Origin of the sequence: Aeromonas sp. QDB25 (genome assembly GCF_027707725.1) — a bacterium.
Lineage (GTDB): Bacteria > Pseudomonadota > Gammaproteobacteria > Enterobacterales > Aeromonadaceae > Aeromonas > Aeromonas caviae.
In genome coordinates, this window is record NZ_JAPCIZ010000006.1 from 80,782 (window position 1) to 105,970 (window position 25,189).

General features: G+C 62.8%; 19 protein-coding genes. 11 read left to right on the top strand and 8 right to left on the bottom strand.

All coding sequences use genetic code 11. The features are described from left to right. Positions 1 to 27: 27 nt before the first annotated feature. On the bottom strand, positions 28 to 777 hold the full coding sequence (locus PG883_RS03710) for an HAD-IIA family hydrolase (RefSeq protein ID WP_010675115.1): 750 nt from the start codon (positions 775 to 777) through the stop codon (positions 28 to 30). 201 nt (positions 778 to 978) lie between these two features. Between PG883_RS03710 and PG883_RS03715 the strand changes: the two genes are divergently transcribed. Then, positions 979 to 1,998, top strand: coding sequence for an adenosine deaminase (locus PG883_RS03715; protein WP_270806972.1), 1,020 nt, complete (start codon positions 979 to 981; stop codon positions 1,996 to 1,998). A 74-nt stretch (positions 1,999 to 2,072) separates the two neighbouring features. On the opposite strand, the gene PG883_RS03720 is transcribed toward PG883_RS03715, so the two are convergent. The 4 genes from PG883_RS03720 to PG883_RS03735 all read right to left on the bottom strand — a co-directional run bounded on the left by PG883_RS03720 (position 2,073) and on the right by PG883_RS03735 (position 7,255). Beyond that, positions 2,073 to 3,059: a zinc-binding dehydrogenase gene (locus tag PG883_RS03720; RefSeq protein WP_257707120.1), complete on the bottom strand. Its 987-nt coding sequence runs from the start codon at positions 3,057 to 3,059 to the stop codon at positions 2,073 to 2,075. A 143-nt stretch (positions 3,060 to 3,202) separates the two neighbouring features. After that, positions 3,203 to 4,312, bottom strand: a complete 1,110-nt coding sequence (locus PG883_RS03725) for an alkene reductase (RefSeq protein ID WP_128296475.1) — start codon at positions 4,310 to 4,312, stop codon at positions 3,203 to 3,205. 175 nt (positions 4,313 to 4,487) lie between these two features. Continuing rightward, complete coding sequence (locus PG883_RS03730; protein WP_010675110.1) at positions 4,488 to 6,029, bottom strand: TerC family protein; 1,542 nt, start codon at positions 6,027 to 6,029, stop codon at positions 4,488 to 4,490. Between the two features lie 299 nt (positions 6,030 to 6,328). Next, positions 6,329 to 7,255 carry a cation diffusion facilitator family transporter gene (locus PG883_RS03735; protein ID WP_171865220.1) on the bottom strand — a complete coding sequence of 309 codons (927 nt, stop codon included), beginning with the start codon at positions 7,253 to 7,255 and terminating at the stop codon, positions 6,329 to 6,331. Between the two features lie 169 nt (positions 7,256 to 7,424). On the opposite strand from PG883_RS03735, the gene ydiJ reads away from it, so the two are divergent. From ydiJ to PG883_RS03775, 8 genes are all read left to right on the top strand, one after another. Further along, a complete protein-coding gene (gene ydiJ, locus PG883_RS03740; RefSeq protein ID WP_010675107.1) occupies positions 7,425 to 10,481 on the top strand; it encodes a D-2-hydroxyglutarate dehydrogenase YdiJ in 3,057 nt (1,018 codons plus the stop codon). Beyond that, positions 10,481 to 10,969 (top strand): hypothetical protein, encoded by a 489-nt coding sequence (locus PG883_RS03745; protein ID WP_010675106.1) that lies wholly within the window; start codon positions 10,481 to 10,483, stop codon positions 10,967 to 10,969. The genes ydiJ and PG883_RS03745 overlap by 1 nt, the downstream gene beginning before the upstream one ends. Before the next feature lie 126 nt (positions 10,970 to 11,095). Further along, entirely contained in the window at positions 11,096 to 11,557 is a 462-nt protein-coding gene (locus tag PG883_RS03750; RefSeq protein WP_010675105.1) for a hotdog fold thioesterase, read from the top strand. Positions 11,558 to 11,737: 180 nt separating this feature from the next. Then, complete coding sequence (locus tag PG883_RS03755; protein WP_029314717.1) at positions 11,738 to 13,636, top strand: DEAD/DEAH box helicase; 1,899 nt, start codon at positions 11,738 to 11,740, stop codon at positions 13,634 to 13,636. A 330-nt stretch (positions 13,637 to 13,966) separates the two neighbouring features. Next, positions 13,967 to 14,449, top strand: coding sequence for a molybdopterin-binding oxidoreductase (locus tag PG883_RS03760; RefSeq protein ID WP_010675103.1), 483 nt, complete (start codon positions 13,967 to 13,969; stop codon positions 14,447 to 14,449). A gap of 1 nt (position 14,450) precedes the next feature. Beyond that, positions 14,451 to 16,367: a putative bifunctional diguanylate cyclase/phosphodiesterase gene (locus PG883_RS03765; protein ID WP_010675102.1), complete on the top strand. Its 1,917-nt coding sequence runs from the start codon at positions 14,451 to 14,453 to the stop codon at positions 16,365 to 16,367. Between the two features lie 208 nt (positions 16,368 to 16,575). Continuing rightward, positions 16,576 to 17,481, top strand: coding sequence for a LysR family transcriptional regulator (locus PG883_RS03770; RefSeq protein WP_010675101.1), 906 nt, complete (start codon positions 16,576 to 16,578; stop codon positions 17,479 to 17,481). 104 nt (positions 17,482 to 17,585) lie between these two features. After that, positions 17,586 to 18,779: an MFS transporter gene (locus PG883_RS03775; protein ID WP_010675100.1), complete on the top strand. Its 1,194-nt coding sequence runs from the start codon at positions 17,586 to 17,588 to the stop codon at positions 18,777 to 18,779. Between the two features lie 63 nt (positions 18,780 to 18,842). Here the strand turns inward: PG883_RS03775 and PG883_RS03780 are convergent, their stop codons facing one another. Continuing rightward, positions 18,843 to 20,165 (bottom strand): Na+/H+ antiporter family protein, encoded by a 1,323-nt coding sequence (locus tag PG883_RS03780; protein WP_010675099.1) that lies wholly within the window; start codon positions 20,163 to 20,165, stop codon positions 18,843 to 18,845. A gap of 226 nt (positions 20,166 to 20,391) precedes the next feature. After that, positions 20,392 to 21,054, bottom strand: coding sequence for a ribonuclease T (gene rnt / locus PG883_RS03785; RefSeq protein ID WP_010675098.1), 663 nt, complete (start codon positions 21,052 to 21,054; stop codon positions 20,392 to 20,394). A 145-nt stretch (positions 21,055 to 21,199) separates the two neighbouring features. Between rnt and PG883_RS03790 the strand changes: the two genes are divergently transcribed. Further along, positions 21,200 to 23,173, top strand: a complete 1,974-nt coding sequence (locus PG883_RS03790; protein ID WP_010675097.1) for a methyl-accepting chemotaxis protein — start codon at positions 21,200 to 21,202, stop codon at positions 23,171 to 23,173. A 68-nt stretch (positions 23,174 to 23,241) separates the two neighbouring features. Continuing rightward, complete coding sequence (locus tag PG883_RS03795) at positions 23,242 to 24,117, top strand: flagellar protein MotY (protein ID WP_174217494.1); 876 nt, start codon at positions 23,242 to 23,244, stop codon at positions 24,115 to 24,117. A 100-nt stretch (positions 24,118 to 24,217) separates the two neighbouring features. Here PG883_RS03795 and suhB read toward each other — a convergent pair whose 3' ends face one another. Continuing rightward, on the bottom strand, positions 24,218 to 25,021 hold the full coding sequence (suhB, locus tag PG883_RS03800) for an inositol-1-monophosphatase (RefSeq protein WP_010675095.1): 804 nt from the start codon (positions 25,019 to 25,021) through the stop codon (positions 24,218 to 24,220). Between the last annotated feature and the right edge of the window lie 168 nt (positions 25,022 to 25,189).

Genomic DNA, 25,189 nt, shown 5'->3' on the forward strand with positions numbered 1-25,189 from the left:
AGGCTACCGGAAGGGCGGCACCCGGGATCAGACGATGTCGATGTCCACCACGGAGTCAAAGATGTGGTTCGGTCGAAACGGCATGCGGTCGATGTCCGCCACCTTGCTCACCCCGGAGAGCACCAGCACCGTCTCGAGACCGGCCTGGAAGCCTGCCAGGATGTCGGTGCGCAGGTTGTCGCCGATGATGATGGTGTCGTCGGAGTGGGCCTCCATCCGGTTGAGGGCCGCGCGAATGATCCAGGCGCTCGGCTTGCCGACATAGAAGGGCTTCTTGCCGGTCATCCGCTCGATGGGGGCGCACAGGGCGCCGCAGGCCGGGTACATCAGGGGGCCGTGGGTGTCGGGGTTGGTGGCGATGAAGCGGGCCCCCTGATCCACGAACTTGGCGCCCTGCTGCATCATGGTCCAGTTGTAGTTGCGGGTCTCCCCCACCACCACGAAGTCCGGGTCGATATCGGTGATGGTGAAGCCGGCCTTGTAGAGCTCGTGGGTCAGGGCCCCTTCGCCAATCACATAGGCCTTCTTACCATCCTGGCGCTTGAGAAAGTCGGCGGTGCCCATGGCGGAGGTGTAGAAGCACTCCTCGGGCACCTCTATTCCGGCGGAGCGGAAGCGGTTTTGCAGATCTTTCTGGGTCTGGGCCGGGTAGTTGGTGAGGAACAGGAGCTTGCTGCCCTGCTCCAGCAGGCGGTGGACGAAGCGGTCGGCGCCGGGAATGAGATCGTTGTTGTGCAGGATGACGCCGTCAATGTCACAGATGACGTTTTTCTTCATGAAATCTCCTTGTAGGGCGCAAGAGCGGGGACAGGGCATCCCTCTGTTTGTCTCTTCAATCGGTTATGGTTTTTGTGCCGCCATTATAAGGCCCTTTGATGACAAGTCTCCCTCGGTGGGCCAGATGGGTGCACAATGAAGGCGAAGGGAGGGCGCCGCCCCGGTGGTGCCCGCACGGAGTCTGACGATGGAGCCGTCATCATGGAGCACTTTATTGCCGACTTGCCCAAGCTGGAACTGCACCTGCATATCGAGGGGACCCTCGAACCCGAGCTGATGTTCGCCCTCGGTCAGCGCAACGGGGTGGCGCTGCCCTGGCCCGATGTCGACAGCCTGCGCGCCGCCTATGAGTTCGACGGCCTGCAATCCTTCCTCGATCTCTACTACCTCGGCGCCAGCGTGCTCATCCACGAACAGGATTTCTTCGACCTCACCTGGGCCTATCTCGAGCGCTGCGTTGCCGATCACGTGGTGCACGTGGAGATCTTCTTCGACCCCCAGACCCACACCGCCCGCGGCGTGCCCTTTGCCACCGTGTTGGGGGGCATCGAGCGGGCGTTGCAGGCTGGGGAAGCAGCCTTTGGCATCAGCTGGCGGCTCATCATGAGCTTCCTGCGCCACCTGAGTGAAGAGGCGGCATTCGCCACCCTGGCAGAGGCCACGCCGCACCTGGCGCGCCTGCACGGGGTCGGCCTCGATTCGGGGGAGCAGGGCAACCCGCCCAGCAAGTTCGCCCGGGTCTTCGCTCGCTGCCGCGAGCTGGGGCTGCCGGTGGTGGCCCACGCGGGGGAGGAGGGGCCGGCTGACTACATCTGGCAGGCGATCCGGGAGCTCGGAGTGCAACGCATCGATCACGGGGTGCGCTGCGTCGGGGATCCCGCGCTGCTGAGCTATCTTGCCGACACCCGGCTGCCCCTCACCGTCTGCCCCCTCTCCAACGTGCGGCTCAGGGTGTTTGACCAGATGGCCCAGCACAATGTGCTGAGGCTGCTGGAGCAGGGGCTCTGCGTCACCGTGAACTCCGACGATCCCGCCTATTTCGGGGGATACCTGGGGGCCAACTTCCAGGCCCTGGCCGACGGGCTTGGCGCCAGCCAGGAGCAGCTGTGCCGCCTCAGTCTCAATGCCGTGGAGGCGAGCTGGCTGAGCCTCGCGGACAAGGTGCGTCTGACCCGGGACATTCGCCTCCATGCCGCCCTGCACGGGGTGAGCCTGCACTGAGCAGGCCGCCTTGCACACCTTGAATGGAGGAGGCCCGCCATGGCGGGCCTCTTTGTGCCATCGTTGGGCGGGTATCAATCCACTCTCACCAGATACTTTTCCCCTTGTCCCTCCTGCTTGACGCGAGTGAGAAGGGAGGGCAGGGCGTCGAAGTCGCCCACCACCAGCGGCGGCAGGGTCAGCTCGCCGCTCGCCATCTGCGCCATCATGGCGACACCGGCCGCCACCAGACGGCTCCACTGTTTGTCCGAGCCAAAGGCGTGCTGGGCGCCGAGGGCAATCTCGTGCAATGAGTGGCAATGGCTAAAGGCGGGCAGCGGGTTGCGCGCGATGCGCCCGAGCACAGTCACCATGTGGCCGTAATAGCCAAGGGCAGGCAGCAAGGCTTCTGCCTGCTGGCTGGAGACCAGATCGATGATCCCCTCGAAGGGTTCACCGCCGTTGGCGGCCTGCAACTGGGCCAGCCAGTCGGGATCCCGATAGTCCGCCACCCCCTGCACGCCTAGCTGTTTGAGCCACTGGTGGTGGCGCGGGCTGGCGCTGGCAAAGACGCGGGCCCCCTGCTTAAGGGCAAGTTGCACCGCGAAGCGGCCGACACTGCTGCCAGCCCCCGTGATGAGCAGGGCCTCCCCGTGCAGGTGCGGCAGCTTGGCCAGTGCCTGCCAGGCGGTGAGGCCGGGGCAGGGGAGCGCGGCGGCCGCCTCGTCGCTCAGGGCATCGGGCACCGGCATCAGGGCGCGAGCCGGCACCAGGGTGTGGCGGGCAAAGCTGCCGCCGTGGCGCAGGTCGGTGTGATAGGCGACCCGGGTGCCGGGGCGCAGGTGGGTGACATTGGCCCCCAGCGCCACCAGGGTGCCCATGCCATCGACGCCGGGCACATGGCCTGGCTGCCAGTGGGGATGACCCTGTTCGATGAGTTTCCAGTCCACCGGATTGAAGGCGATGATCCGGTTGGCTATGAGGACCTCGTCGGGCCCGGGGGTGGGGAGCGCTTGCCGGGTGAGGGTGAGCTGGTCCGGTTCGCCGGGGGCGTGCCAGCACCAGGCCTGGGTATGGGTCATGGTGACTCCTTGGATGAGAGGGGTGGGGCTCGGATTGAATCACATGGCGTAACAATGCCTTGAACTGCTGTTGCACTGGCAAGACAACAAGGCGAGCCCCCTGTTGGAGGGCCCGCCCTGGAAGAGGTTCGGCGCCAACCGCCTTATGCCCGCTCTGCCCCATAGACGGGGTAGTCAGTCAGCCCTTTCTCGCCGCCGCCAAACAGGGTGGCGGGATCATGGGGAGCGAACGGATGGCCGTGGCGCAGGCGGTTCGGCAAGTCGGGGTTGGCCACGAAGGGGCGACCGAAACCAATCATGTCGGCCCAGCCCGCCTCGATGGCGGCGCGGGCGCGTTCCCCATCGTACTTGCCGGCGTAGATGAGGGTGTTGGGGAAGGCGTCGCGCAGCCCCTGCTTGAAGCTCTCCGCCATCAGGGGGGCGTCGTCCCAGTCCGCTTCGGCGACGTGCAGATAGACCACGCCGAGCTTGCCCAACAGGCGCGCGGCGGCCAGATAGGTCTCCTGGGGGTTGGCATCCACGGTGCCGTTGAGGGTGGTGAGCGGCGCAAGGCGTACCCCGACCCGGTCGGGACCGATCTCGTCACAGACCGCCTCGGTCACCTCTTTGAGGAAACGCAGCCGGTTTTCGAGCGAACCGCCATAGCCGTCGGTGCGGGTATTGGACTCGGAGTCGAGGAACTGGTTGATGAGGTAGCCGTTGGCGGCGTGCAACTCGATGCCGTCAAAGCCCGCTTCCATGGCGTTGCGGGCGGCCCGGCGAAACTGCCCCACCACGGCGTCGATGTCGGCCTGGGTCATGGCGCGCGGGGTGACGGTCTCCACAAACCCCGGGGCATCGCTGCCGTTGTCGACGAACACCTTCACTCCCTTGGCCTGGATGGCGGAGGAGGAGAGGGGCTGGGCGCCGCCGATGTTGCCAGGATGGGTGACCCGGCCCACGTGCCAGAGCTGGGCGAACATGATGCCCCCCTCGGCGTGGACCGCGTCTGTTACCTGCTTCCAGCCTGCCACCTGCTCGGCGCTGTGGATGCCCGGCGTCCAGGCGTAGCCCTTGCCCAGGGGATCTATCTGGGTGCCTTCGCTGATGATGAGGCCGGCCCCGGCACGCTGGGCGTAGTAGGTCGCCATCATGGCGTTGGCCACGTCCCCGGGCTGGCTGGCGCGGGAGCGAGTCATGGGGGGCATGACGATGCGGTTGGCAAGGTGCAGCTGGCCGAGGCGAAGGGGGCAGAACAGGGGATCGTGGTGCATGATGGATTCCTCAATCTTTGGGCGTGAGGTGACTCTAAAGGGGATTTTTATTGTGAAAAAGAGGGGGTATTGCAGAAGAGAATTGCCGTTATCGCAGCAATGGCGCGGGAGGGGCCGGGCTCGCGCCAGAAAAAAGAGGGCCAAAGGCCCTCTTTTGCTGCATTGCCACCGATGATCAAGGGGAGAGTGGGGTAACCCGTACTCGCTCGATGCGCCGCTCGCTCACGGCCATGACCTCGAAGCGGAACTGGCCGAGGTGCAACTGCTGACCGACGTCGGGCAGGCTGCCGAAGTGGGAGAGCAACATGCCCGCCAGGGTCACGTACTCGTCGCTCTCGCTCACCAGACCGTCGCAGTTCAGGGCCTGCTCCACCTGATGGATGTTGGTGGTGCCGTGGATGAGCCAGTGCTCGCCCTCGCGCACCACATCGGGGGTCTCGTCCTCGTCCGGCAGTTCGCCGACGATGGCCTCCAGCAGATCGTGGTTGGTGACCAGTCCCTGGATGACGCCAAACTCGTCCGCCACCAGAATGAGGCTGCCCCTGGCCTGGCGCAGCTCCGCCAGCAGCCGGATCACGTTGATGGTCTGGGGCACGATGACGGGCTCGTTCTGTCTGGCAAGTGCTGCCAGGGACTGCCCCTCGTTGAGGGCAAACAGCAGATCCCGTGCCTTGACCACCCCGATGATCTCGTCCAGCTTCCCGTCACAGACCGGGAACAGGCTGTGGGGGGCCCGTTGCAGCAGGGCGCGGATCTCGTCCTCGCTGTCGCTCACGTCGATCCACTCCATCTCGGAGCGCGGGGTCATGATGGTGCGAATGGAACGCTCGGCCAGCGACAGCACGCCGCTCACCATGTAACGCTCCTCTTCACCGAAACCGGGGGGCAGGGGCTGAGCCTGCACCTCTTCTTCGTCCTCCTGCGGGTGGGCTGAGCGCTTGTTCCCCCCCATCAGCTTGAAGATGGCGGCGGTGGTGCGCTCGCGCAGGGGCTGGCGAGCCTCATGGAGCAGGGCACTGCGCTGGGCGAGCTGGTTGAAGAACTCGATGAGCACCGAGAAGCCGATGGCCGCGTAGAGGTAGCCCTTCGGAATGTGGAAGCCGAAGCCCTCCGCCACCAGGCTGAAGCCGATCATCAAGAGGAAGCTCAGGCAGAGCACCACCACAGTGGGGTGGGCGTTGACGAAGCGGGTCAGGGGCTTGGAGGCGAGCACCATCACTACCATGGCGATGGTCACGGCCGCCATCATGACGCCGAGGTGATCCACCATGCCGACGGCGGTGATGATGGAGTCCAGGGAGAAGACCGCATCCAGCACCAGGATCTGGGCGATCACCACCCCGAACCCGGCATAGACGCCGGTGCCGCCTTGCTCCTCGGGCTTGGCCTCGAGTCGCTCATGCAGCTCGGAGGTGGCCTTGAACAGCAGGAAGAGGCCGCCTCCCATCAGGATGAGATCCCGACCGGAGAAGGGGTGATCCCAGATGTGCAGCAGAGGAGCCGTGAGGGTGACCAGCCATGACATGATGGTGAGCAGTCCCAGGCGCATCAGCAGGGCCAGGGAGAGACCGATGATGCGCGCCTTGTCCCGCTGGGCGGGGGGCAGTTTTTTCACCAGGATGGCGATGAAGACCAGGTTGTCGATCCCGAGAACGATTTCCAGGATGATCAGGGTAAGCAGACCGACCCAGATTGACGGGTCCAGCAAGAATTCCATGTGATTGACCTCAATGAAGACAGATGCAGTGAATCGTGGTCACGGCGTGGCCGTGGTGACGGAGACGATCGCTTCAGAGGCGTTGGTTGAGCAGGTACAGATAGGCTTTGATGGGAAAAGACGAAGGGCTACTTCGGGGATTGTCCATGATGGGCAATAAAACCTCGGGTCAAAAGTGAGCCCTGATGATAACGACTCGCCGCCATTTGGCAAGGGGGTCTGGACGCGCAGGGGGAGGCGCTCGCCCAACAGGGCAACAGGGACAGGCGGGGCTTGCCAGGGAAGCCCCGCCTTGCGGCTTACAACCAGCGTTTCTCGCGGGTGAAGCAGACCGAGAGCCAGGCGTCCCCTAGGGTATCGCCGAGGCGGGACCAGAGCTCCTGGCGCAGGGCATCCTGGCGTTCGACGGGCCACTCCTGGCCGGGGGCCACCAGGATGTTGAGCTCGAGATCGAAGCGGCGGCCGCTTTTTGCCAGGTGGCTGTAGCACTCGACCCCATGGCGCAGGCGCAGGGCCTCGACTTCGCTGGCCACCAGCCGGGAGACATCCCCCTTGGGGGCAATCTTCAGCACTTCCCGCAGGTTGCGACCGAGCACCTTGATGGGGATGAGGGTGGCGCACAGGGCCAGCAGGGAGACCAGCATGGGGTCTATGTAGCGGTTGTAGTGGCCGTAACCCAGGGTATCGAGCCCGATGGCGACCAGAAAGCCGATGAGCAGGGTGGCGCTGAGCAGGGTATCCACCAGCCACTCCTTGGAGTCCACCCGCACCAGCTCGGAGTTGACCCGCTCGGCCACGTCGGCCTCGATGAGATAGAGGATGCTGCAGAAGAAGGTGGAGACGACGGCATAGATGAGGGCGTGGCCGAGATCGATCTCCCGTCCGCCCGCCAGCAGGGAGGTGATGCCGCCATAGAGGGCACCGAGGCAGAGCAGCAGAATGATGGCGCCGTTGATGACGTTGGCGATGGGTTCGAAATGGGCGTAGCCGTATTGGAAACGGGCGTCGGAGGGGCGGGTAACCAGGTAGGCGGTGATGAGCCCAAGGCCCGTCATGCCCATGCTGAACAGGGTGAAGATGCCGTCCAGCATGATGGCGTTGGAACCGACGAACAGACCATAGCCGATCCCGAAAATGGCAAAGGTGATGCAACCAAACAGCGACAGGGTCAGCGCCTGTTTTTCGGTGCGAATAAGCGTACTGATAACATGGCTGTAGTGAGCCATAAAAGTCCTCCTTTCAAATGGTGAAGATTGCGCGCGCAAGCGGTTTTCTAGCTGATATACTGCCCGCTCACATGTGAGCGGACTGGTTCGGACACCCGCAAAGAGGCAGGCCCGAACGGTCGTTGTCGCCGGAATGCCGGCATCAAGCAAAGGATGGGAACAAGGATTCATGATCCCGAGACTCGATTACCAGGACAGTTTGTCACCTACAACCCTGCAGTTTCTTGAGTTGCTGGCGCGATCAGCATTTCGTGGTGATATCGAAAAGTCTTATGCAAGCCGGTTGGCGATGGCGACGGATAACAGCGTCTATCAGGTCGTACCTCAGGCGGTTCTCTATCCGCGCAGCGCGGATGACATAGCGGTGATGCTCAAGCTGGCCCAGGGGCCCGAGTACGCAACCTTGAGTTTCTTCCCTCGCGGCGGCGGTACCGGCACCAATGGCCAATCCTTGGGCGGCGGCATTATCGTCGATCTCTCGCGCCATATGAACCAGATCATGGAAATTAATCTGGAAGAGGGCTGGGTGCGGGCCCAGGCCGGGGTGGTCAAAGACCAGCTCAACGCCTATTTGAAGCCCCACGGCTACTTCTTCTCGCCGGATCTCTCCACCTCCAACCGGGCCACCCTGGGAGGCATGGTCAACACCGATGCCTCGGGGCAGGGGTCGCTGGTGTACGGCAAGACCTCGGATCATGTGCTCGGCCTCAAGGCCGTGCTGGAAAACGGCGATCTCATGGCGACCGAGCCGGTGACCGGTCAGCGTCTGGCGGACAAGCTGGCCCTCGAGAACCGGGAGGGGGAGATCTATCGCACCCTCTATCGCATCGGCCGCGAGCGGCGCGCCGACATCGAGGCCACCTTCCCCAAGCTCAACCGCTTTCTGACCGGTTACGATCTCAAGCACCTCTATCAGCCCGATACCGACACTCTGGATGTGAGCCGGGTGCTGTGCGGCTCGGAAGGCTCCTTGGGTTTTATCACCGAAGCCAGGCTCAACATCACCCCCATCCCGCGCTACCGCACGCTCGTCAACGTCAAGTACGACAGCTTCCCCTCCGCGCTCAGAAACGCCCCCTTTATGGTACAGGCCCACGCCCTGTCGGTGGAGACGGTGGACTCCCGGGTGCTGGGACTGGCTCGCGCCGACATCATCTGGCACTCGGTGAAGGATCTCATCCAGGATGTGCCCGGCAAGGATCTGCAGGGGCTCAACATCGTCGAGTTTGCCGACACCGACGAGGATGCGCACAAGGCCAAGGTGGCGGAGCTGTGCCGGCGCATCGACGGCCTGCTGGCGCGTGGTGAAGCCGGGGTCATTGGCTATCAGGTGTGCGACCACCTGCCGAGCATCGAGACCATCTATGGCATGCGCAAGAAGTCGGTGGGGCTGCTCGGCAACGCCGAGGGGCGCAAGAAGCCGGTGGCCTTCACCGAAGACACCGCCGTGCCGCCGGAATCCCTGGCGGACTTCATCATGGAGTTTCGCGCCCTGCTGGACGCTCACGGCCTTGACTACGGCATGTTCGGCCACGTCGATGCCGGGGTGCTGCACGTGCGCCCGGCGCTGGACTTGTGCGATCCCGAGCAGGAGGTGCTGCTGCGGCGCATCTCCGATCAGGTGGTGGCGCTCACCGCCAAATACGGCGGCCTGATGTGGGGGGAGCACGGCAAGGGCTTTCGCTCCGAATACAGCCCCGCCTTCTTCGGCGAGCTGTGGGAAGAGCTGCAACGGGTCAAGGGGGCGTTCGACCCGGCCAACCGCATCAACCCGGGCAAGATCTGCATGCCTTATGGCAGCGGCGCTTCGCTTGTCTCGGTGGACGGGCCCAAGCGCGGCAAGTTCGACCGCCAGATCCCGATTGCCGTGCGCGAGAGCTATACACGGGCGCTGGATTGCAACGGCAACGGTCTGTGTTTCACCTTCGAGACCGACTCCCCCATGTGCCCCTCGGTCAAGATCAGCCGCGACCGCCGTCACTCCCCCAAGGGGCGGGCTGGCCTGATGCGTGAATGGCTGCGCCAGTTGTCGGAGCAGGGCTTCGATCCCCTTGCCGAAGAGGTGGCGCTGCAAAGCGGGGGTCTACGCTTCAAGCAGATCGTCGACAAGTTCCGCAATACGGTGGCCCGCGCCCGGGGCGAGTATGACTTCTCCCATGAGGTGATGGAGGCGATGGAGGGGTGCCTTGCGTGCAAGGCATGCACCAGCCAGTGCCCCATCAAGGTGGATGTGCCCACCTTCCGCGCCCGCTTCATGCAGCTCTATCACAGCCGATATCTGCGCGGCCCCAAGGATTATTTCGTGGGCACGGTAGAAAGCTATGCGCCCCTGCTGGCCAAGGCCCCCAAGCTGGTCAACTTCTTCCTCGAAAAAGAGTGGGCCCAGAAGGCGACCGAGAAGAGCATCGGCATGGTGGATGTGCCGCTGCTCTCCGTGCCGACCCTGGCCGAGGAGCTGCGGGATCACCGCGCCCGCTATTTCGATCTGCCGGGCCTCGAGGCCATGAGCCCCGAGCAGCGCCAAAAAGTGGTGCTCATCGTGCAGGATCCCTTCACCAGCTACTACGACGCCCCCGTGGTGCGTGACCTAGTGAAGCTGGCCAGCAAGCTGGGCTATCAGCCCTACCTGCTGCCGTTCAAACCCAACGGCAAGCCTCAGCACGTGAAGGGATTCCTGCGCGCCTTCGCCCGCACTGCTGCCAGCAGCGCCCAGTTCCTCAACAAGGTGGCGGCCCTCGGCATCCCCATGGTGGGGGTCGACCCCTCTCTGGTGCTCTGCTACCGGGACGAGTACGTGAAGGCGCTCGGCCCCGCCCGCGGCGATTTCCAGGTGCTGCTGCCCCAGGAGTGGCTGCTCTCCCTGCCTGCCGAGGCGCTGCCGCTGCGGGAAGAGGCTGGCACCGACCCCTGGTATCTGTTTGCCCACTGCACCGAGAAGACCGCCAAGCCCACCACCCACGGTGACTGGAGCACCCTGTTCGGCCGCTTCGGTGCGCGTTTGCAGCCGGTGTCGGTGGGTTGCTGCGGCATGGCGGGCACCTATGGTCACGACGCCAAACAGGTGGAGAACTCCAAGGGGATCTACGGTCTGAGCTGGGCCGAGCCTCTTGAACGCCTGCCCAAGGCTCGCTGCCTGGCCACCGGATATTCGTGCCGCAGCCAGGTCAAGCGGATGGAGGGGGAGAAGCTCAAGCACCCGCTGCAGGCCTTGCTGGAACTGCTCTGATGCTCCACTTTCCCAAGGGATTCCGGGTGCCAAAGGCCTTTCGGCACCCGCATTTTCTGTTGCTCCCCACCACGCCGTCCCAGGCCGTGGTGGAGTTTGTCGCCATCCTGCGCGAGCGGGATCAGCTCCATCAGCTGTTTCGCCCGAACGATGTGTGGCCCTCCGCCAATTTCAGCCTGAGTCAGCACGAGGCCGACTTGGAGTGGCAGCACGCCGAGTTTCTGGCCAAGCGCTCCTTTGCCTATGGCCTCTGGAGCCCGGACAGGGAGCCCCGCTTCTGGGGCGGGGTTTACCTCTATCCGTCTGTGCTGCCGGAGGTGCAGGTGGAGCTCTTCTTCTGGAAGGTGGCCGAGGCGCCGCTCACTGACAGCGAACTCGAAGCCGAACTGCGCACCTGGCTCGGCAAGGTATGGCGCTGGTCCGAGCCGCGCCTGCCGGGGCGGGACGGCCCCTGGGCCGAGTGGCCAGGGGTGACCTATCCCTGGTGAGGGTCAATCTCGATGCAAGATGCCCCGGCGTGGGCATCTTTTTTTTTGCGCCTTTTTCGCCGACACTGCTGGTTTGCCGCTACAGCGCAGCGATAACCCGTTGATCACGCAAGGAGTCCGCTCACCATGAGTCAAGAAAGCAGCCCCATCTGGCGCAAACCCATGAGCCTGGAGGGGCTCAACGCCAGCTCCCGCAACACCCTGATGGCCCACCTCGACATCGTCTACAGCGCCTTTGGCCCCGACTGGCTGGAGGCCACCATGCCGGTGGATCACCGTACCCATCAACCGCTCGGGATGCTGCACGGCGGCGCCTCCGTGGTGCTGGCGGAAACGCTGGGATCGCTTGCGGCCAACATGGCGGTGGGAGCGGAGAGCTACTGCGTGGGGCTGGAGGTCAATGCCAACCACCTACGGGCCAAGCGGGAAGGGGTGGTGACGGGGCGCTGCGCGCCGCTGCATCTGGGGGCGACGACTCAGGTGTGGCAGATCGAGATTCGCGATGAACGTGGTCGTTTATTGTGCACCAGCCGATTGACCATGGCGGTGCTCAAGCACAAGCGGGACAAGGACTCTGGCGAAGCGTGATCCGCAATAACGCATCATGAGTGAAAAATAAGCAAGCCATAGTCACGAGATCCCTCTATAATTGCCAACGTCTTGAGACACCTATCACATTTTTCAAGACAGCAGAACAAAGTGGCGCTATAATCGCCGCCTTTTTGCTATTCCGCGGTGTTAGCCGCCTGCCTTAATCTGGAAGAATCTATGTCTGATACCGAACAACTGCCCCTTTTTAGTGAGCTTGGACTGGCCGCGCCCGTATTGAAAGCGCTGCAGGACGTGGGCTATGAGCGCCCGTCTCCCATCCAGGCCGCAGCAATTCCCCACCTGATGGCGGGACACGATCTGCTGGGGCAGGCACAAACCGGTACAGGGAAGACCGCTGCTTTTGCCTTGCCTCTGTTGTCTCGTCTGGAAGCTGGTAACCGCAACACTCAGATCCTGGTGCTGGCCCCGACCCGCGAGCTGGCCCTGCAGGTGGCAGAGGCGTGCCAACGCTATGCCCACCACATGCCCGATTTCCACGTGCTGCCCATCTACGGCGGCGCTTCCTACGAAACCCAGACCCGCGCTCTGCGCCGTGGTGCTCAGGTTGTCGTGGGTACCCCGGGCCGCGTGATGGACCTGATCCGTCGCAAGAACCTGGACCTCTCCGGTCTGAAAGCCCTGGTGCTGGACGAAGCGGATGAAATGCTGCGCATGGGCTTCATCGACGACGTGGACTGGATCATGGATCAGTGCCCGGCCGGTCGTCAGGTTGCCCTGTTCTCTGCCACCATGCCGGAGCAGATCCGTCGTGTTGCCCAGAAGCACCTGAAGCAGCCCAAAGAGATCAAGATCGCCTCCAAGACCGCGACCGCCACCACCATTCGTCAGCGTTACTGGCAGGTGACCGGTCTGCACAAGCTGGACGCCATGACCCGTCTGCTGGAAGTGGAATCCTACGAAGCCCTGCTGGTGTTCGTGCGTACCAAGAACGCCGCCGAAGAGCTGGCAGGCAAGCTGGCTGCCCGTGGTCACGCCTGTGAAGCGCTGCACGGTGACATCCCGCAGAAGCTGCGTGAGCGTACCGTTGACAAGCTGCGTCAAGGCCAGCTGGACATTCTGATCGCCACCGACGTGGTCGCCCGCGGTCTGGACGTTGAGCGCATCACCCACGTAGTGAACTACGACATTCCCTACGACACCGAATCCTATGTTCACCGTATCGGCCGTACCGGCCGTGCCGGTCGCAAGGGTGAAGCCATCCTGTTCGTGGCGCCGCGCGAGCGTCGCATGCTGCGTGCCATCGAGCACGCTACCCGTCAGGCCATCGAACCGATGAAGATGCCGAGCACCGAGGACATCAACCAGCACCGTCTGGCCAAGTTCAAGGAGCGCATCCGCGAAACCATGATGGGTGAAGAGCTCGAGATCTACCACAACCTGGTGAACGAGCTGATCGAAGAAGATTCTGCCGATCCGCTGGAGCTGGCTGCTGCACTGGCCAAGCTGGTACAGGGCGACCAACCGCTGCTGCTGGATGACTCCATTCCGGATCCGGTGTTCAACGCTGGCAACGATCGCGGTGGCTTCGAGCGTCGTGAGTTCAACGATCGTGGCGGTCGTGACTTCGGTGACCGTGGCGATCGTCCGGCCCGTCGCATGCCGTCCCTCGAACCGCGTCCGCTGAAAGACAACCCGGACGTGGAGATGGAGCGTTACCGTGTCGACGTGGGCGCCCATCACGGCGTCAAGCCGGGCCAGATCGTGGGTGCCATCGCCAACGAAGCGAACATCGAGAGCCGCTTCATCGGCAACATCGACATCGCCGATGACTTCTCCACCGTCGATCTGCCCAAGGGCATGAGCGCCGAGGTGCTGGAAGTGATCAAGAAGGCCCGTGTCTGTCAGCGTCCGCTGCAGATCACCCGTTACACCGAAGTGCCGGCCGGCGGCAACACTGCTCCCCGTCCGCCCCGTGGTGATCGTCCGTTCCGTGGCGACCGTCCTTTCAACAAGGATCGCCGTCCCCAGGGTGACCGTCCCTTCAACAAGGATCGCCGTGAAGGCGGTTTCGACAAGGGTCGCAAATTCGGTGGCAACAAGCGCCGCGACAGCTAAACCCTGACTGCACTGATGAGAAGGCCGCTCCATGGAGCGGCCTTTTTTGTGTCTGTTTTTCAGATGCGTAGCGAAGACTGTCACCTTTCTCCGGCCGTGGCGGGCACCCGGTTTGATGAGGAGCCAGTGAAAGAAAAATGGTGCAATCCATTTGCCTGGGGGTGGCGCCTGGTGTCATTCTTTGGGAAGCGATTGGGTACTTTTGGAAGGCGCAGAGATAGTTGCTGGTTGCAAACGACTGCGACTTTGGTCTGAAGGTGCATTCTGTTGTTTGCATATGAGTCAGCAGAGTGAGATGAATAAATAAACCGTATGACAGGGAGGTGCGTGATGGGCAAGTGGCTTGGCAAGGTGTTGCTGATATCTGGATGGCTCGTGTCGGGTATGGTGTTGGCGGAGGAGCCCTTCTTCAGAATTGCGGGGGCGGGGTGCTGCAATGGCAAGGGGGAGGTGGTGCTGACCCGTACCGAGTTTGAGGCCTTGCCGCAGACGGAAGTTAAGACGGGGACGCCCTGGACCGAGGGGGAGCACCTCTATCGCGGGGTGTTGCTGCGGGACCTGGTCAGGATCTACGGTCTCAAGAGCCAGGAGGTCAAGGCCCTCGCGGTCAATGAATACTGGGCCGCACTGCCGCTGGAAGACGGGGAGAAGTACCCGGTGCTGGTGGCCGAGAAGCAGGATGGCAAGGCTCTGACCCTGCGCAACAAGGGGCCGCTCTGGGTCATTTATCCCCTCACCGACCATCCCGAACTCAACAAGGAGCTCTATCACAGCCGGATGGTGTGGCAGCTGACGGCGCTGGAGAGCAAATAAGATGCTGCGCGGCAAGTTCTTGAGCCTGATCCTGATGGTGACCACCTTTTTGGGGGTGACCCTCTGGTCGGTCTGGAACTATGACCGCGCGTTCAATGCGGTGACGCGCTACACCCAGCTCTCCGCCTGGGCACTGGCCCAGCTCGAGCTGGAGATCCACGCCTTCGAGGAGGGCTTGCAGCTCTATCGTGCCGGTGCCGCCAGCCGGGAGGAGATGAACAAGCGCTTTGACATTGCCTGGAACCGGCTCGATGTCTTCCTGCACGGGGAGGAGGCAAAGTCGGTCAGGGCCCGATTCGGTGCGGACAAGGCGGTCGGCAAGATCCTCGCTCTCTTCGAACGCTATGAGCAGGATGTGGTGCAAGGGGAGCCGAATTCCCCTGCACTCAAGATGTTCACGGCCGCGCTCGATGACGAGATGCGCGGGGTGCGGGACGTGATGGTGAAAAACTTCACCGGGCCTTCTGCCATCGCCCAGCGCGAGCTGCTCAACGAGTCGAAAACCCAGAACTTCTTCATCCTGGGATTTCTGATGTTGGCGACCATGGTGATGTTGATGGTGCTGTTTCGCGAAGTGCGTCGCCAGCATTTTCTGGCGTGGAACGACCCTCTCACCCGTCTCCCTAACCGGGCGGCGCTCATCAAGCACCTCCAGCAGTGGACCAGCCATCCCGGTCGGCGCAGCAGCATCACCGTCTGCCTCATGGATCTGGGGCATTTCAGGGAGGTCAATGACAGTCTGGGTTACGAAGTGGGGGACGCCTTGCTCAAACGGCTTGCGGCGCGGATCAAGGCCGCCTCTGGCCAGGGGATCTTCGTTGCCCGTACCGGCAGTGACGAGTTCACCCTCATCATCACCGGCACCATGCCCACCTATCTGCGCTTCCCGTTTCTGGAGCAACTGCGCAGCGAGCTGGCGGATCTGGTGTTTGCTGCCGATCCGGCGCACCGGGTGCGGGTCTTCATGGGCACCAGCCAGTACGTGAAACCGGATCATTCACCGGAAGAGATGCTGTTGTTTGCCGATATCGCCCTCGACAGCGCCAAGCGCAAACGGCTGAATCGCAATGTGCTCTTCTCCAGCAGCATGTATCAGCACTATCAGCGCAAACGCCGGCTGTCGACCGAGCTGCGGGAGCTTATCCACTGCCCGCAATGCCCGCAACTGGCCCTTTACTATCAGCCCATCGTGCGCGGCCAGAGTGTAGTGAGGCTGGGGGCGGAGGCGCTGATCCGCTGGCATCATCCGGAATATGGCTTTATTGCCCCCCTCGACATCATCTCGCTGGCAGAAGAGAACGGGTTGGGTGAGGCGCTGGGGGGCTGGATCATCCGGCGCATGCAGATCGACCTGTCCGGCTTCCCGAAGGAGGTACTAGAACCGCTCGAGATCTCCATCAACCTCTCCAACTCCATGTTCAACATGGGGTTGGCCAGGGAGATTGAAGAGAAGATGGAAGATGGACCGTTGGGGCTGCACCAGTTGATAGTGGAGCTGACCGAAACCATCGCCCTTGATGACATCGCCCTGAGCAAGCAGATCATTCACTCCCTGCGCCAGATTGGGGTGCGGGTGGCCCTCGATGACTTCGGGACCGGCTGGTCCTCGTTCTCTTACCTGCGTGAACTCTATTTCGACAAGCTCAAGATAGACAGATCCTTTATCACCGCGATCGACAGTGACACCCGGCAGGCGCTCTTCGTCGAGACCATCACCACCCTCTCTCATCAGTTGGGGGTGCGTGTCGTGGCAGAAGGGGTGGAAAACAGCGATGAGCTCAAGGCGGTGCTCACCATAGGGGTGGATGAGATCCAGGGTTATTTCTACTCGCGTCCCTTGCCGCTGCCGGAGTTCATGCAGTTCTGTCACCGCTATTTCGCCCACAGCGCCGCCATTCAGGAAGTGGCACTGGGCTAGCCTTGGGGCAATCGAGCTCCTGTAGCCTTGTCTTCGAGTCCCTCTGTTCGATTGTTCCTGGTTGATATTTCATCCCGACACCTTTCTCCCATGGCAGGACCGCCCATGACGTGGCTTTATTGTGCCTCCTGCCAGAACGAGGGTGCGAGAGGGCATGCCCGGTGCTACCTTGTGCCACGAACAGTGCCACAGGGCAGAGGAGCCATAAATGGATCGCTTGGGGGTGATGGAGGTGTTCGTGCTGGCGGTGGAGACCGGCTCGTTTTCGGCGGTGTCCCGCCGACTGGGGATGGGGCAACCCACGGTTTCCAGATTGATTGCCCAGCTTGAGGCGCACCTTGGCAGCCGCCTGTTGCTGCGTTCGACCCGGGGGCTGGCGCCCACCGAGGCCGGAGAGGCCTACTATCTGCGGGCGAGAGAGATCCTGGCCCAGGTCCACGAGGCCGATGCCATGGTGCAGCAATGCCGGGCGGGCCTGAGCGGGCGTCTGCGGGTGAGCGCTCCCGTCACCTTCGCCCGCCTGCATATCATTCCCCATCTTGCCGGTTTTCTGGCGGCTCACCCGGGACTGGATCTGGAGATCCTGCTGGATGACGGCAATGTGGATCTCATTTCGGCGGGCATCGAGGTGGCTCTGCGGATCGGCAAACAGGCCGACTCGTCGCTGGTCGCTCGCTGTCTCGCCCGAAGCGACATGCGGGTGTTGGCGACGCCGGCCTATCTGGCCGCCAAAGGAGAGCCTGAGACCCCTCAGGCCCTGCAACAGCATGATCTGGTGCTTTACAGTCCACGGCCCGGAGTAGGGCAACAGTGGCGATTTCGCCGCGGCGTCGAAGAGAAGGTGGTTTCCGGAGAAGGCAGGCTGACGGTCTCGGCGGCCGAAGGCATGCGCGCAGCCGTGCTGGCAGGACTGGGGCTCGGTATCGCCTCGGAGTGGATGTTTGCTCCCGAGCTTGCCCGCGGCGAGGTGGTGGCGGTGCTGCCCGAGTGGCAACTGCCCATGCAGGAGCTCTGGACCCTGCTCCCGGCAGGTCGCCAGCCTGGTGCCAAGGCGAGCGCCTTTCTGGCATTCGTGACCGGCCTGCCCGGCGTGGGGCATACGCCAGCGGAATAACTGTTATGGTCCCCACCGCTCTACTGGTGGCGACGCTCCCCGGGTAGGCTGTGCGCATGGGGCCCGTATCCTGGCGGGAGCCCTTCTAACACGAGGAGAAGATCATGAGTACATCGCCTTCTGCCGGAGGGGCCGCAACCCCCGGCCCCTCCCTGCTCTTCGCCATGGCCCTGTCATGCGGCCTGGCAGTTGCCAACATCTACTACAACCAGCCCATGCTGGCGGTGATGGCACAGGACTTTCCCGGGCACTCGGGCATGCCATTGATCGCCATGCTGACCCAGCTCGGCTATGCCATGGGTCTGCTTTTGCTGGTGCCGCTTGGCGATGTGGTCGAGCGCCGCTGGCTCATTCCGGGGCAGTTTGCACTGATCGCGCTGGCTTCCCTGCTGGCGGCCACGGCCACGAGTGCCACCACCTTGATGCTGGCATCCGTTCTGCTCGGCATCGGGGCCACGGCGGCCCAGCAGATAGTTCCGGTGGCGGCGACCCTGGCAGATCCCGCCCGCCGTGGTGCCGTGGTCGGCAGCGTGATGAGCGGCCTGCTGGCCGGGATACTGCTCAGCCGCACCGTCGCCGGCCTGGTCACCGCCTATGGCAGTTGGCGCGCCATGTTCTGGCTGGCCATTCCCCTGGCCCTGTCGGGGGCCCTGCTGATGGCCAGGATGATACCGTCCGGATTGCCGCGCTCTCCCCTCGGTTATGGCCGTCTGCTTCACTCCCTGGTCGGTCTGTGGCGCGAGGAGCCCGCCTTGCGCCGCGCGACCCTGACCCAGGCCTTGCTGTTTGCCTCCTTCAGCGCCTTCTGGACCGTGCTGGCGTTCTACCTGGCCGAACCTGCCTATGGGTTGGGGGCCGACATGGCGGGTCTGTTCGGCGTCATCGGGGTGGCTGGGGTGGTGGCGGCCCCTCTGGCAGGCCGGATGGCGGATCGGTTGGGGGCCAGACCAGTGGTATTGGCCGGTGCCGTGCTGGTGGTGCTTGCCTGGATCTGCTTCGAGCTGTGGCTCTCTCTGGCCGGGCTGGCGTGCGGGGTCATCTTGCTGGATCTCGGAGTGCAGAGCGCACTCATCGCCCATCAGCAGCGCATCTATGGTCTGAGACCTGAGGCCAGGGGGCGCATCAATACCCTCTTCATGACCGGCATGTTCCTGGGGGGAACCCTCGGCTCCAGCCTGGGGATGCTGGTCTGGCAACAGGGTCACTGGCTCGGGGTGGGAGCAGCCGGCATGGGGTTGGCCCTGGTGGCCTGTCTCTGTGCCCTGGCCGGCAGGCGGGGACTGCAACCGGCCATCTGAGGCATGTGCAAGACAAGAAAGGCGACCCCGGGGTCGCCTTTTGTCTGTCTGCTCGGGATGGTCTCAGAGCACCATGGCGGCAATCCAGCCGAAGATCACCAGGGGGATGTTGTAGTGGATGAAGGTTGGCACCACGCTGTCCCAGATGTGGTCGTGCTGACCGTCGGCATTGAGGCCCGATGTGGGGCCGAGCGTCGAGTCGGAGGCGGGGGAACCCGCGTCCCCCAGCGCGCCCGCGGTGCCCACCAGGGCGATGGTCGCCATGGGCGAGAAGCCGAGGTGGATGCACAGGGGCACATAGATGGTGGCGATGATGGGCACGGTGGAGAAGGAGGAGCCGATCCCCATGGTGATGAGCAGGCCCACCAGCAGCATCAGCAAGGCCGCCAGTCCCTTGTGACCGGCCATCATGGTGGAGACGGACTGCACCAGACTCTCCACCCCGTGGGTCTCCTTCATGACGGCGGCGAAGCCTGCGGCCGAGATCATGATAAAGCCGATGAGGGACATCATGCGCACACCCTGGGTGAAGGCATCCTGGCTCTCGCGGAATTTGATGACGCCGCCGCAGGTGAAGATGATGAAGCCTGCGAGCGCCCCCAGCACGATGCTGTTGGTCATCAGTTGCAGACCGAGTGCCACGGCGATGGCCAGCAGGGCGACCCAGATGTGGTTGAGATTGAGCTCGACCGTCTCGGGTTCGGCGGCCAGGATCTTCTCCAGATCATACTGACGCGGCTTGCGGTAGCTGAAGAAGACGGCGATGAGCAGGCCGAGGAACATGCCAAATACCGGGATGGCCATCGCCAGGGGCAACTGGCTGAATTCCACCGGTACGCCGTTGTCGACGAGATTCTTGGCCAGGATGTTGTTCAGGAAGATGCCGCCAAAGCCCACCGGCAGCAGCATGTAGGTAGCGGTCAGGCCGAAGGTGATGACGCAGGCCACCTGACGGCGGTCGATCTGCATCTGGGCCATGACATGCAGCAGCGGCGGGATCAGGATGGGAATGAAGGCGATGTGCACCGGGATCAGGTTCTGGGAGGAGATGGAGACCGCGAGCACCGAGGTGAGCAGCAGGCTCTTGACCCAGAGAATGCGGGCGCTGCTGGCATCCTTGCCGAGCTGGTTGATGACCTTGCGGGCCAGCAGATCGGTGATGCCGGAGCGGGAGATGGCTACCGCGAAAGCCCCCAGCATAGCGTAGGAGAGGGCGATTTCTGCACCGCCGCCCAGGCCGCCGGTGAAGGTGCTGAGGGTCTGCTCGAGGGAGAGTCCGCCGAGCAGGCCACCCACGATGGCACCGATGGCGAGGGAGACCACCACATTGATCCGCAGCAGGCTGAGCACCAGCATCAGCGCCACCGCGATAACAACAGGATTCATTTGATTTCCTTATGGATTGTGTTGCTGTCAGTCGTGTGAAAGCCAGCTAGTTTGCGAAAAACAGGCTAAATGTCGAGAAAAAAATCGGCAGATCCCGGCCAAGGGACGCATCTTCTGCTGGCGGTGAACGGGAACCGGGAAAATGGCCCTTCTTCCTTGCCCAGACAGGTCCCCTCATGCAGACAGGCTGCCATGGGCAGCCTGTCTGGGCAGGGGCTGGGAGTGTTCAGCCCTCGTCTTCGGTGTCCGTCGTTTCATCCGGGTTGGCCAGAGGCCAGCCTCCCAGGCTCTTCCAGCGATTGACGATGTGGCAGAAGAGCTCTGTGGTGCGCTCGGTGTCGTAGAGGGCCGAGTGGGCCTCTTTGTTGTCAAAGGGGATATTGGCGCTCTGACAGGCCTTGGCCAGCACCGTCTGCCCCAGGGCAAGGCCCGAGAGGGCGGCGGTGTCGAAGGTGGCGAAGGGGTGGAACGGATTGCGCTTGAGGCCGGCCCGCTCGGCGGCGGCCATCACGAAGCCGTGGTCGAAGGTGGCGTTGTGGGCCACTATGATGGCGCGACCACAATCCTGCTCCTTCATGCCCTTGCGCACCCCCTTGAAGATCTCGGTGAGTGCTTCCTTCTCGTCCACCGCGCCCCGCAGCGGGTTGAAGGGGTCGATGCCGGTGAACTCCAGCGCCGCTTTCTCCAGATTGGCGCCCTCAAAGGGCTGGACATGAAAATGGAAGATCTGGTCAGGGACGAGCCAGCCCTGCTCATCCATCTTGAGGGTGTGGGCGGCTATTTCCAGCAGGGCATCGGTCTTGGCATTGAATCCGGCGGTTTCAACATCGATGACGACGGGGTAAAAGCCGCGAAAACGGCCCTTGAGGGTGTGAACGGCGTCGGTCATGGTATCTCGGTCGGCGTGAAAGGAGGCGGCATTATGGCAAAAAAGCGTGCCCTTGTCCCTTATCTGCCGCCATGGGACGGCAAGAGGGCCATTTTGAAACACCTGTGCTTATAATGGGCGACGTCAACCATGGAGGGAGAGGACGATGAAGAAGCTGGGATTGGCACACAAGATGATGTTGGTGGTCTGTCTGCCGCTGTTGGCCCTGCTGTTTTTCTCCGGCCGGTACGTCTATGAACGTTATCGGGTCGAACAGGAGATGAGCGGCGCCCTGGTCGCGCTGGCGGTGGTGAAGGAGGCGGCGCAGCTGGCCCATGAGCTGCAACGGGAGCGCGGCATGTCGGCCGGCTTCCTCGGCTCTGGCGGCAACAAGTTTCGCGATGCGCTGCCTGCCCAGCGCAAGGTGGTGGACAGCCTGTTGCAGCGTTTTCATCAGGATCCTGCCTTGCTGGCGCTGACCGAGGTGCAGCAGGGAGTGGCGGGACTCACCGCCATGCGTGAGCGGGTCAGCGCCCTGGGGGTCGAGGTGGCGGAACAGGTCGGCTTCTATACCCGCCTCGTGACCGCCTTGCTGGCGGTAGTGGACAAGATAAGCGTCGACAGCATGGATGCCACCATCGCCCTGCAGACCAATGCCTACGCCGCCTTCCTGCAGAGCAAGGAGCGTGCGGGGCTGGAGCGGGCGACGCTCAGCAACGTCTTTGGCCGTGACAGCTTCACGCCTGCGCTGTTGCAGCAGTTCATCTCCCTGCTGGCGGCCCAGAACACCTATCTCGAACGTTTCCAGGCGGTGGCGAGTCCAGCACAGCGTCAGTTGCTGAACGACAGCTTCGCCTCACCCGTGGTGGCCAAGGTGGCCGCCATGGAGAAACTGGCCCTGGACAAGGCGGCCAGCGGCGGTTTTGGTGTCGATGCGGAGGCCTGGTTTGCTTTGAGTACCGACAAGATAGGCCTGCTCAAGGAGATAGAAGACAGCCTCTATCAGCAGCTCTTCGAGCGGGTGGAACAGATGCGGGGCGGGAGTGCCAGTGACTTCTGGTGGGGGGCGGCTGGCGTGTTGCTGTGCATCGTCCTGACCACCTTCGTCTGCTGGCGGGTGGTGCGGGATCTGCATCTGGGCTTCATGGCCCTGCACCAGACCTTCAAGCGCCTAGTGCAGGAGAATGACCTGACCGTGCGGGTCGACTGGCGATCCGGGGATGAGCTGGGGGCTCTGGCGCGGGATCTGAACCATTTCCTCGGGCACCTGGAGAGTTTGCTGCTGGCTGTGCGCCACTCCTGTGACGTGCTGATACGCAGCGCCGCCAGCTCGGCCGAGGTCATTGCCGAGGTGAATGCCGGCGTAGTCAGGGGATGCGGGCAGGTGGATCTGGTGGCGACTGCCGCCACCGAGATGGCATCGACTGTCGCGGAGATTGCCCGCAACGCAACCCAGACCTCCCAGGCGACTCAGCAGGCCATCGGCCGGGCGAAGCAGGGTGACAAGGAGGTGGATCAGACCATCCACACCATCCAGCAGGTGGCGGGCACTCTGGTGGATACCCGGCACCTGGTGGACAGCCTGCATCGGGATACCGAGTCGGTGGGGGAGGCCTTGAGCCTCATCAAGCAGATCTCGGACAGAACCAACCTGCTGGCCCTCAATGCCGCCATCGAGGCGGCCCGTGCTGGTGAATCCGGGCGCGGCTTTGCGGTGGTGGCCGACGAGGTGAGAGCGCTTGCCTCCCGTACCCAGCAGGCGGCGGATGACATAGAGCGGATGCTGGGCCGCTTGCGCCAGGGGGCCAACGAGGCGGTGGCTGCCATGCACACGGGCACCGAACAGGCCGGCCTTAGCGTGACGGAGGCCAAACGGGCGGGGAGCGAGCTGACCGACATCGTCAACGAGGTGCGCAAGGTGAGCGACATGACGGCCCAGGTGGCCACCGCCACCGAGGAGCAGCGTTACGTGACCGACGACATCCAGCAAAACGTGATGACCATCCGTGACGTGTATGAGGCCCATCGCCAGCACTCCCATACCCTGCAACAACACAGTGCCGAACTGGATGCCCTAGCCCGGGATCTGGCGGGACGCATCGCCAGCTTCAAGCTGATGGCCCCTTCTTCCCCCCACTGAGCGTTTTGACCTAAAGCTTGTCCTGCCGCTGCCGATAGATAATTCGAGATAGTGTGGAGGACAAGCCGTTGAATGCTTGGGTGTTGGGGTTGATCAGCATATCAGTGAGTATGCAGTTGCAGGCGGGCGTGACCGAATTTGGCGCCGGTCTGGATCAATCCGTCTGGCGCCTGACCTCTGATACCCAGGTGGAGTGCAGGTTGGAGCATCCTATTCCCCGCTGGGGAACCGGGGCTTTTGTCAGCCGGGCCGGGCGCAAGATCAATCTGGATTTCGAGCTCAAGGGGCAGCGACCCCAGGCGCGTACCCAGACAGTGAGCCTCGGGATCATGCCCCCCAGCTGGCGTCCCGGGGTGGCCGGGCGTCAGATCAGCCAGTTGCAGTTCTATCAGCAGTTTGACGGCCTGGTGGCGGGGCAGACCGCCTGGACCATGCTGGACGAGCTGGAAGGAGGGCGTATGCCGACTTTCCAGTATCGCGACTGGTATCGTCAGGACAGGCCGGTGCGGGTATCGCTCTCGTCGGTCAATTTCAGGGTCAAGTACCAGGCGTTCATGGACTGCCTGAGTGGCTTGCTGCCCTACAGCTTCAACGACATCGCCTTCAGCGTGCTCTCCTATGACAAGAACAGCGATCAGTTGTCACCGGCCTCCAAGCGGCGGCTGGCGATGATCGGTGACTATGTGAAGGCAGACAAGAGCATCGATGTGGTGGTGATCGACGCCTACAGCGACAGCTATGGCGGCCGCTGGCCAAACCAGAAGCTCTCCGAGAAGCGGGCGGATGCCATCAAGCAGGTGTTTGTGGATCTCGGCATCGAGGAGGGCAAGATCTCGGTGGAAGGGCACGGTGAGAAACAGCACGTGGCCTCCAACGAAACGGACGCTGGCCGAGCTAAGAACCGCCGGGTGGTGATCAACATGGGACGCAACGGCACTATCTGATCCCGCTGAGTCATCGAGAGGGGCGGGATTTTCGCTGTAGTCAGGAATAAAAAATGCCAGTCGGCGAACCGACTGGCATTTTTTTCGCGGGTATCCGGGATTACTTGGCCAGGGATTCCGGCAGGTTTTCGCGGATCTTGCCGAGCATCTCTTTCAGCACGCGGGGGTTGGCCACCACGATGTTGCCGGAGTTTTCGTAGTTGTGACCACCGACGAAGTCGGTGACGATGGCGCCGGCTTCTTTGGCCAGCAGCTCACCGGCGGCGGTGTCCCAGGGCTTGAGGCCGATTTCCCAGAAACCGTCGACGCGGCCAGCGGCCACATAGGCGAGATCCAGCGAGGCGGAGCCAGCACGACGGATGTCTGCACACTCGATGAACATGCTCTGGAACATCTTCAGGTAGGGTTCGATGTGGTGCTTCTGCTTGAACGGGAACCCGGTGGCCAGGATGGTGCCGGAGAGCTCTTTGGCCTTGCCGACACGGATGCGGTAGCCGTTCAGCTGGGCGCCGCTGCCGCGGGTGGCAGTGAACAGCTCGTCACGGATGGGATCGTAGACAACGGCTTGTTCGGTCTTGCCCTTGACGCGCAGAGCGATGGAAACGGCAAAGTGCGGAATGCCTTTGACCAGGTTGGTCGTGCCATCCAGTGGGTCGATGATCCATTGGTAGTCCGGATTGGTACCGGCAATCTCGCCAGACTCTTCAGCAACGATGCTGTGTTCCGGGTAAGATTTTTTGATGGTGTGAATGATGGCCGCTTCGGCGTCACGGTCAACGTTGGTCACGAAGTCATTGCTGCCTTTCTGGATAACCTCGATGTTCTCGGGTTGAGAAAAGGCTTTTACTACTACTTGACCGGCGTTGCGCGCAGCGCGCACGGCGATATTCAGCATCGGATGCATAGGTTCACCACTGGATGTTAAAGAACGGGGGATAAAAGGACGCGACATCTTACCAAGATATTCGGGAATAGCAACTGCTATGCCCTCATTCGGTCAGGGTGGTGACTGACAGATCTGACGGCTCCAATAAAGACCTGTAATCAACTAGTCTTATCGCGACAGCCGGAT

Bases quoted from the DNA above. Each gene is read 5' to 3' on its own strand.
- rnt (WP_010675098.1), bottom strand. From the start codon at position 21,054: ATGACCGACGCCGTTCACACCCTCAAGGGCCGTTTTCGCGGCTTTTAC.
- PG883_RS03745 (WP_010675106.1), top strand. From the start codon at position 10,481: ATGCTCCACTTTCCCAAGGGATTCCGGGTGCCAAAGGCCTTTCGGCAC.
- PG883_RS03725 (WP_128296475.1), bottom strand. From the start codon at position 4,312: ATGCACCACGATCCCCTGTTCTGCCCCCTTCGCCTCGGCCAGCTGCAC.
- PG883_RS03755 (WP_029314717.1), top strand. From the start codon at position 11,738: ATGTCTGATACCGAACAACTGCCCCTTTTTAGTGAGCTTGGACTGGCC.
- PG883_RS03775 (WP_010675100.1), top strand. From the start codon at position 17,586: ATGAGTACATCGCCTTCTGCCGGAGGGGCCGCAACCCCCGGCCCCTCC.
- PG883_RS03770 (WP_010675101.1), top strand. From the start codon at position 16,576: ATGGATCGCTTGGGGGTGATGGAGGTGTTCGTGCTGGCGGTGGAGACC.
- PG883_RS03750 (WP_010675105.1), top strand. From the start codon at position 11,096: ATGAGTCAAGAAAGCAGCCCCATCTGGCGCAAACCCATGAGCCTGGAG.
- PG883_RS03735 (WP_171865220.1), bottom strand. From the start codon at position 7,255: ATGGCTCACTACAGCCATGTTATCAGTACGCTTATTCGCACCGAAAAA.
- PG883_RS03790 (WP_010675097.1), top strand. From the start codon at position 21,200: ATGAAGAAGCTGGGATTGGCACACAAGATGATGTTGGTGGTCTGTCTG.
- PG883_RS03765 (WP_010675102.1), top strand. From the start codon at position 14,451: ATGCTGCGCGGCAAGTTCTTGAGCCTGATCCTGATGGTGACCACCTTT.
- PG883_RS03720 (WP_257707120.1), bottom strand. From the start codon at position 3,059: ATGACCCATACCCAGGCCTGGTGCTGGCACGCCCCCGGCGAACCGGAC.
- PG883_RS03780 (WP_010675099.1), bottom strand. From the start codon at position 20,165: ATGAATCCTGTTGTTATCGCGGTGGCGCTGATGCTGGTGCTCAGCCTG.
- PG883_RS03730 (WP_010675110.1), bottom strand. From the start codon at position 6,029: ATGGAATTCTTGCTGGACCCGTCAATCTGGGTCGGTCTGCTTACCCTG.
- ydiJ (WP_010675107.1), top strand. From the start codon at position 7,425: ATGATCCCGAGACTCGATTACCAGGACAGTTTGTCACCTACAACCCTG.
- suhB (WP_010675095.1), bottom strand. From the start codon at position 25,021: ATGCATCCGATGCTGAATATCGCCGTGCGCGCTGCGCGCAACGCCGGT.
- PG883_RS03710 (WP_010675115.1), bottom strand. From the start codon at position 777: ATGAAGAAAAACGTCATCTGTGACATTGACGGCGTCATCCTGCACAAC.
- PG883_RS03760 (WP_010675103.1), top strand. From the start codon at position 13,967: ATGGGCAAGTGGCTTGGCAAGGTGTTGCTGATATCTGGATGGCTCGTG.
- PG883_RS03715 (WP_270806972.1), top strand. From the start codon at position 979: ATGGAGCACTTTATTGCCGACTTGCCCAAGCTGGAACTGCACCTGCAT.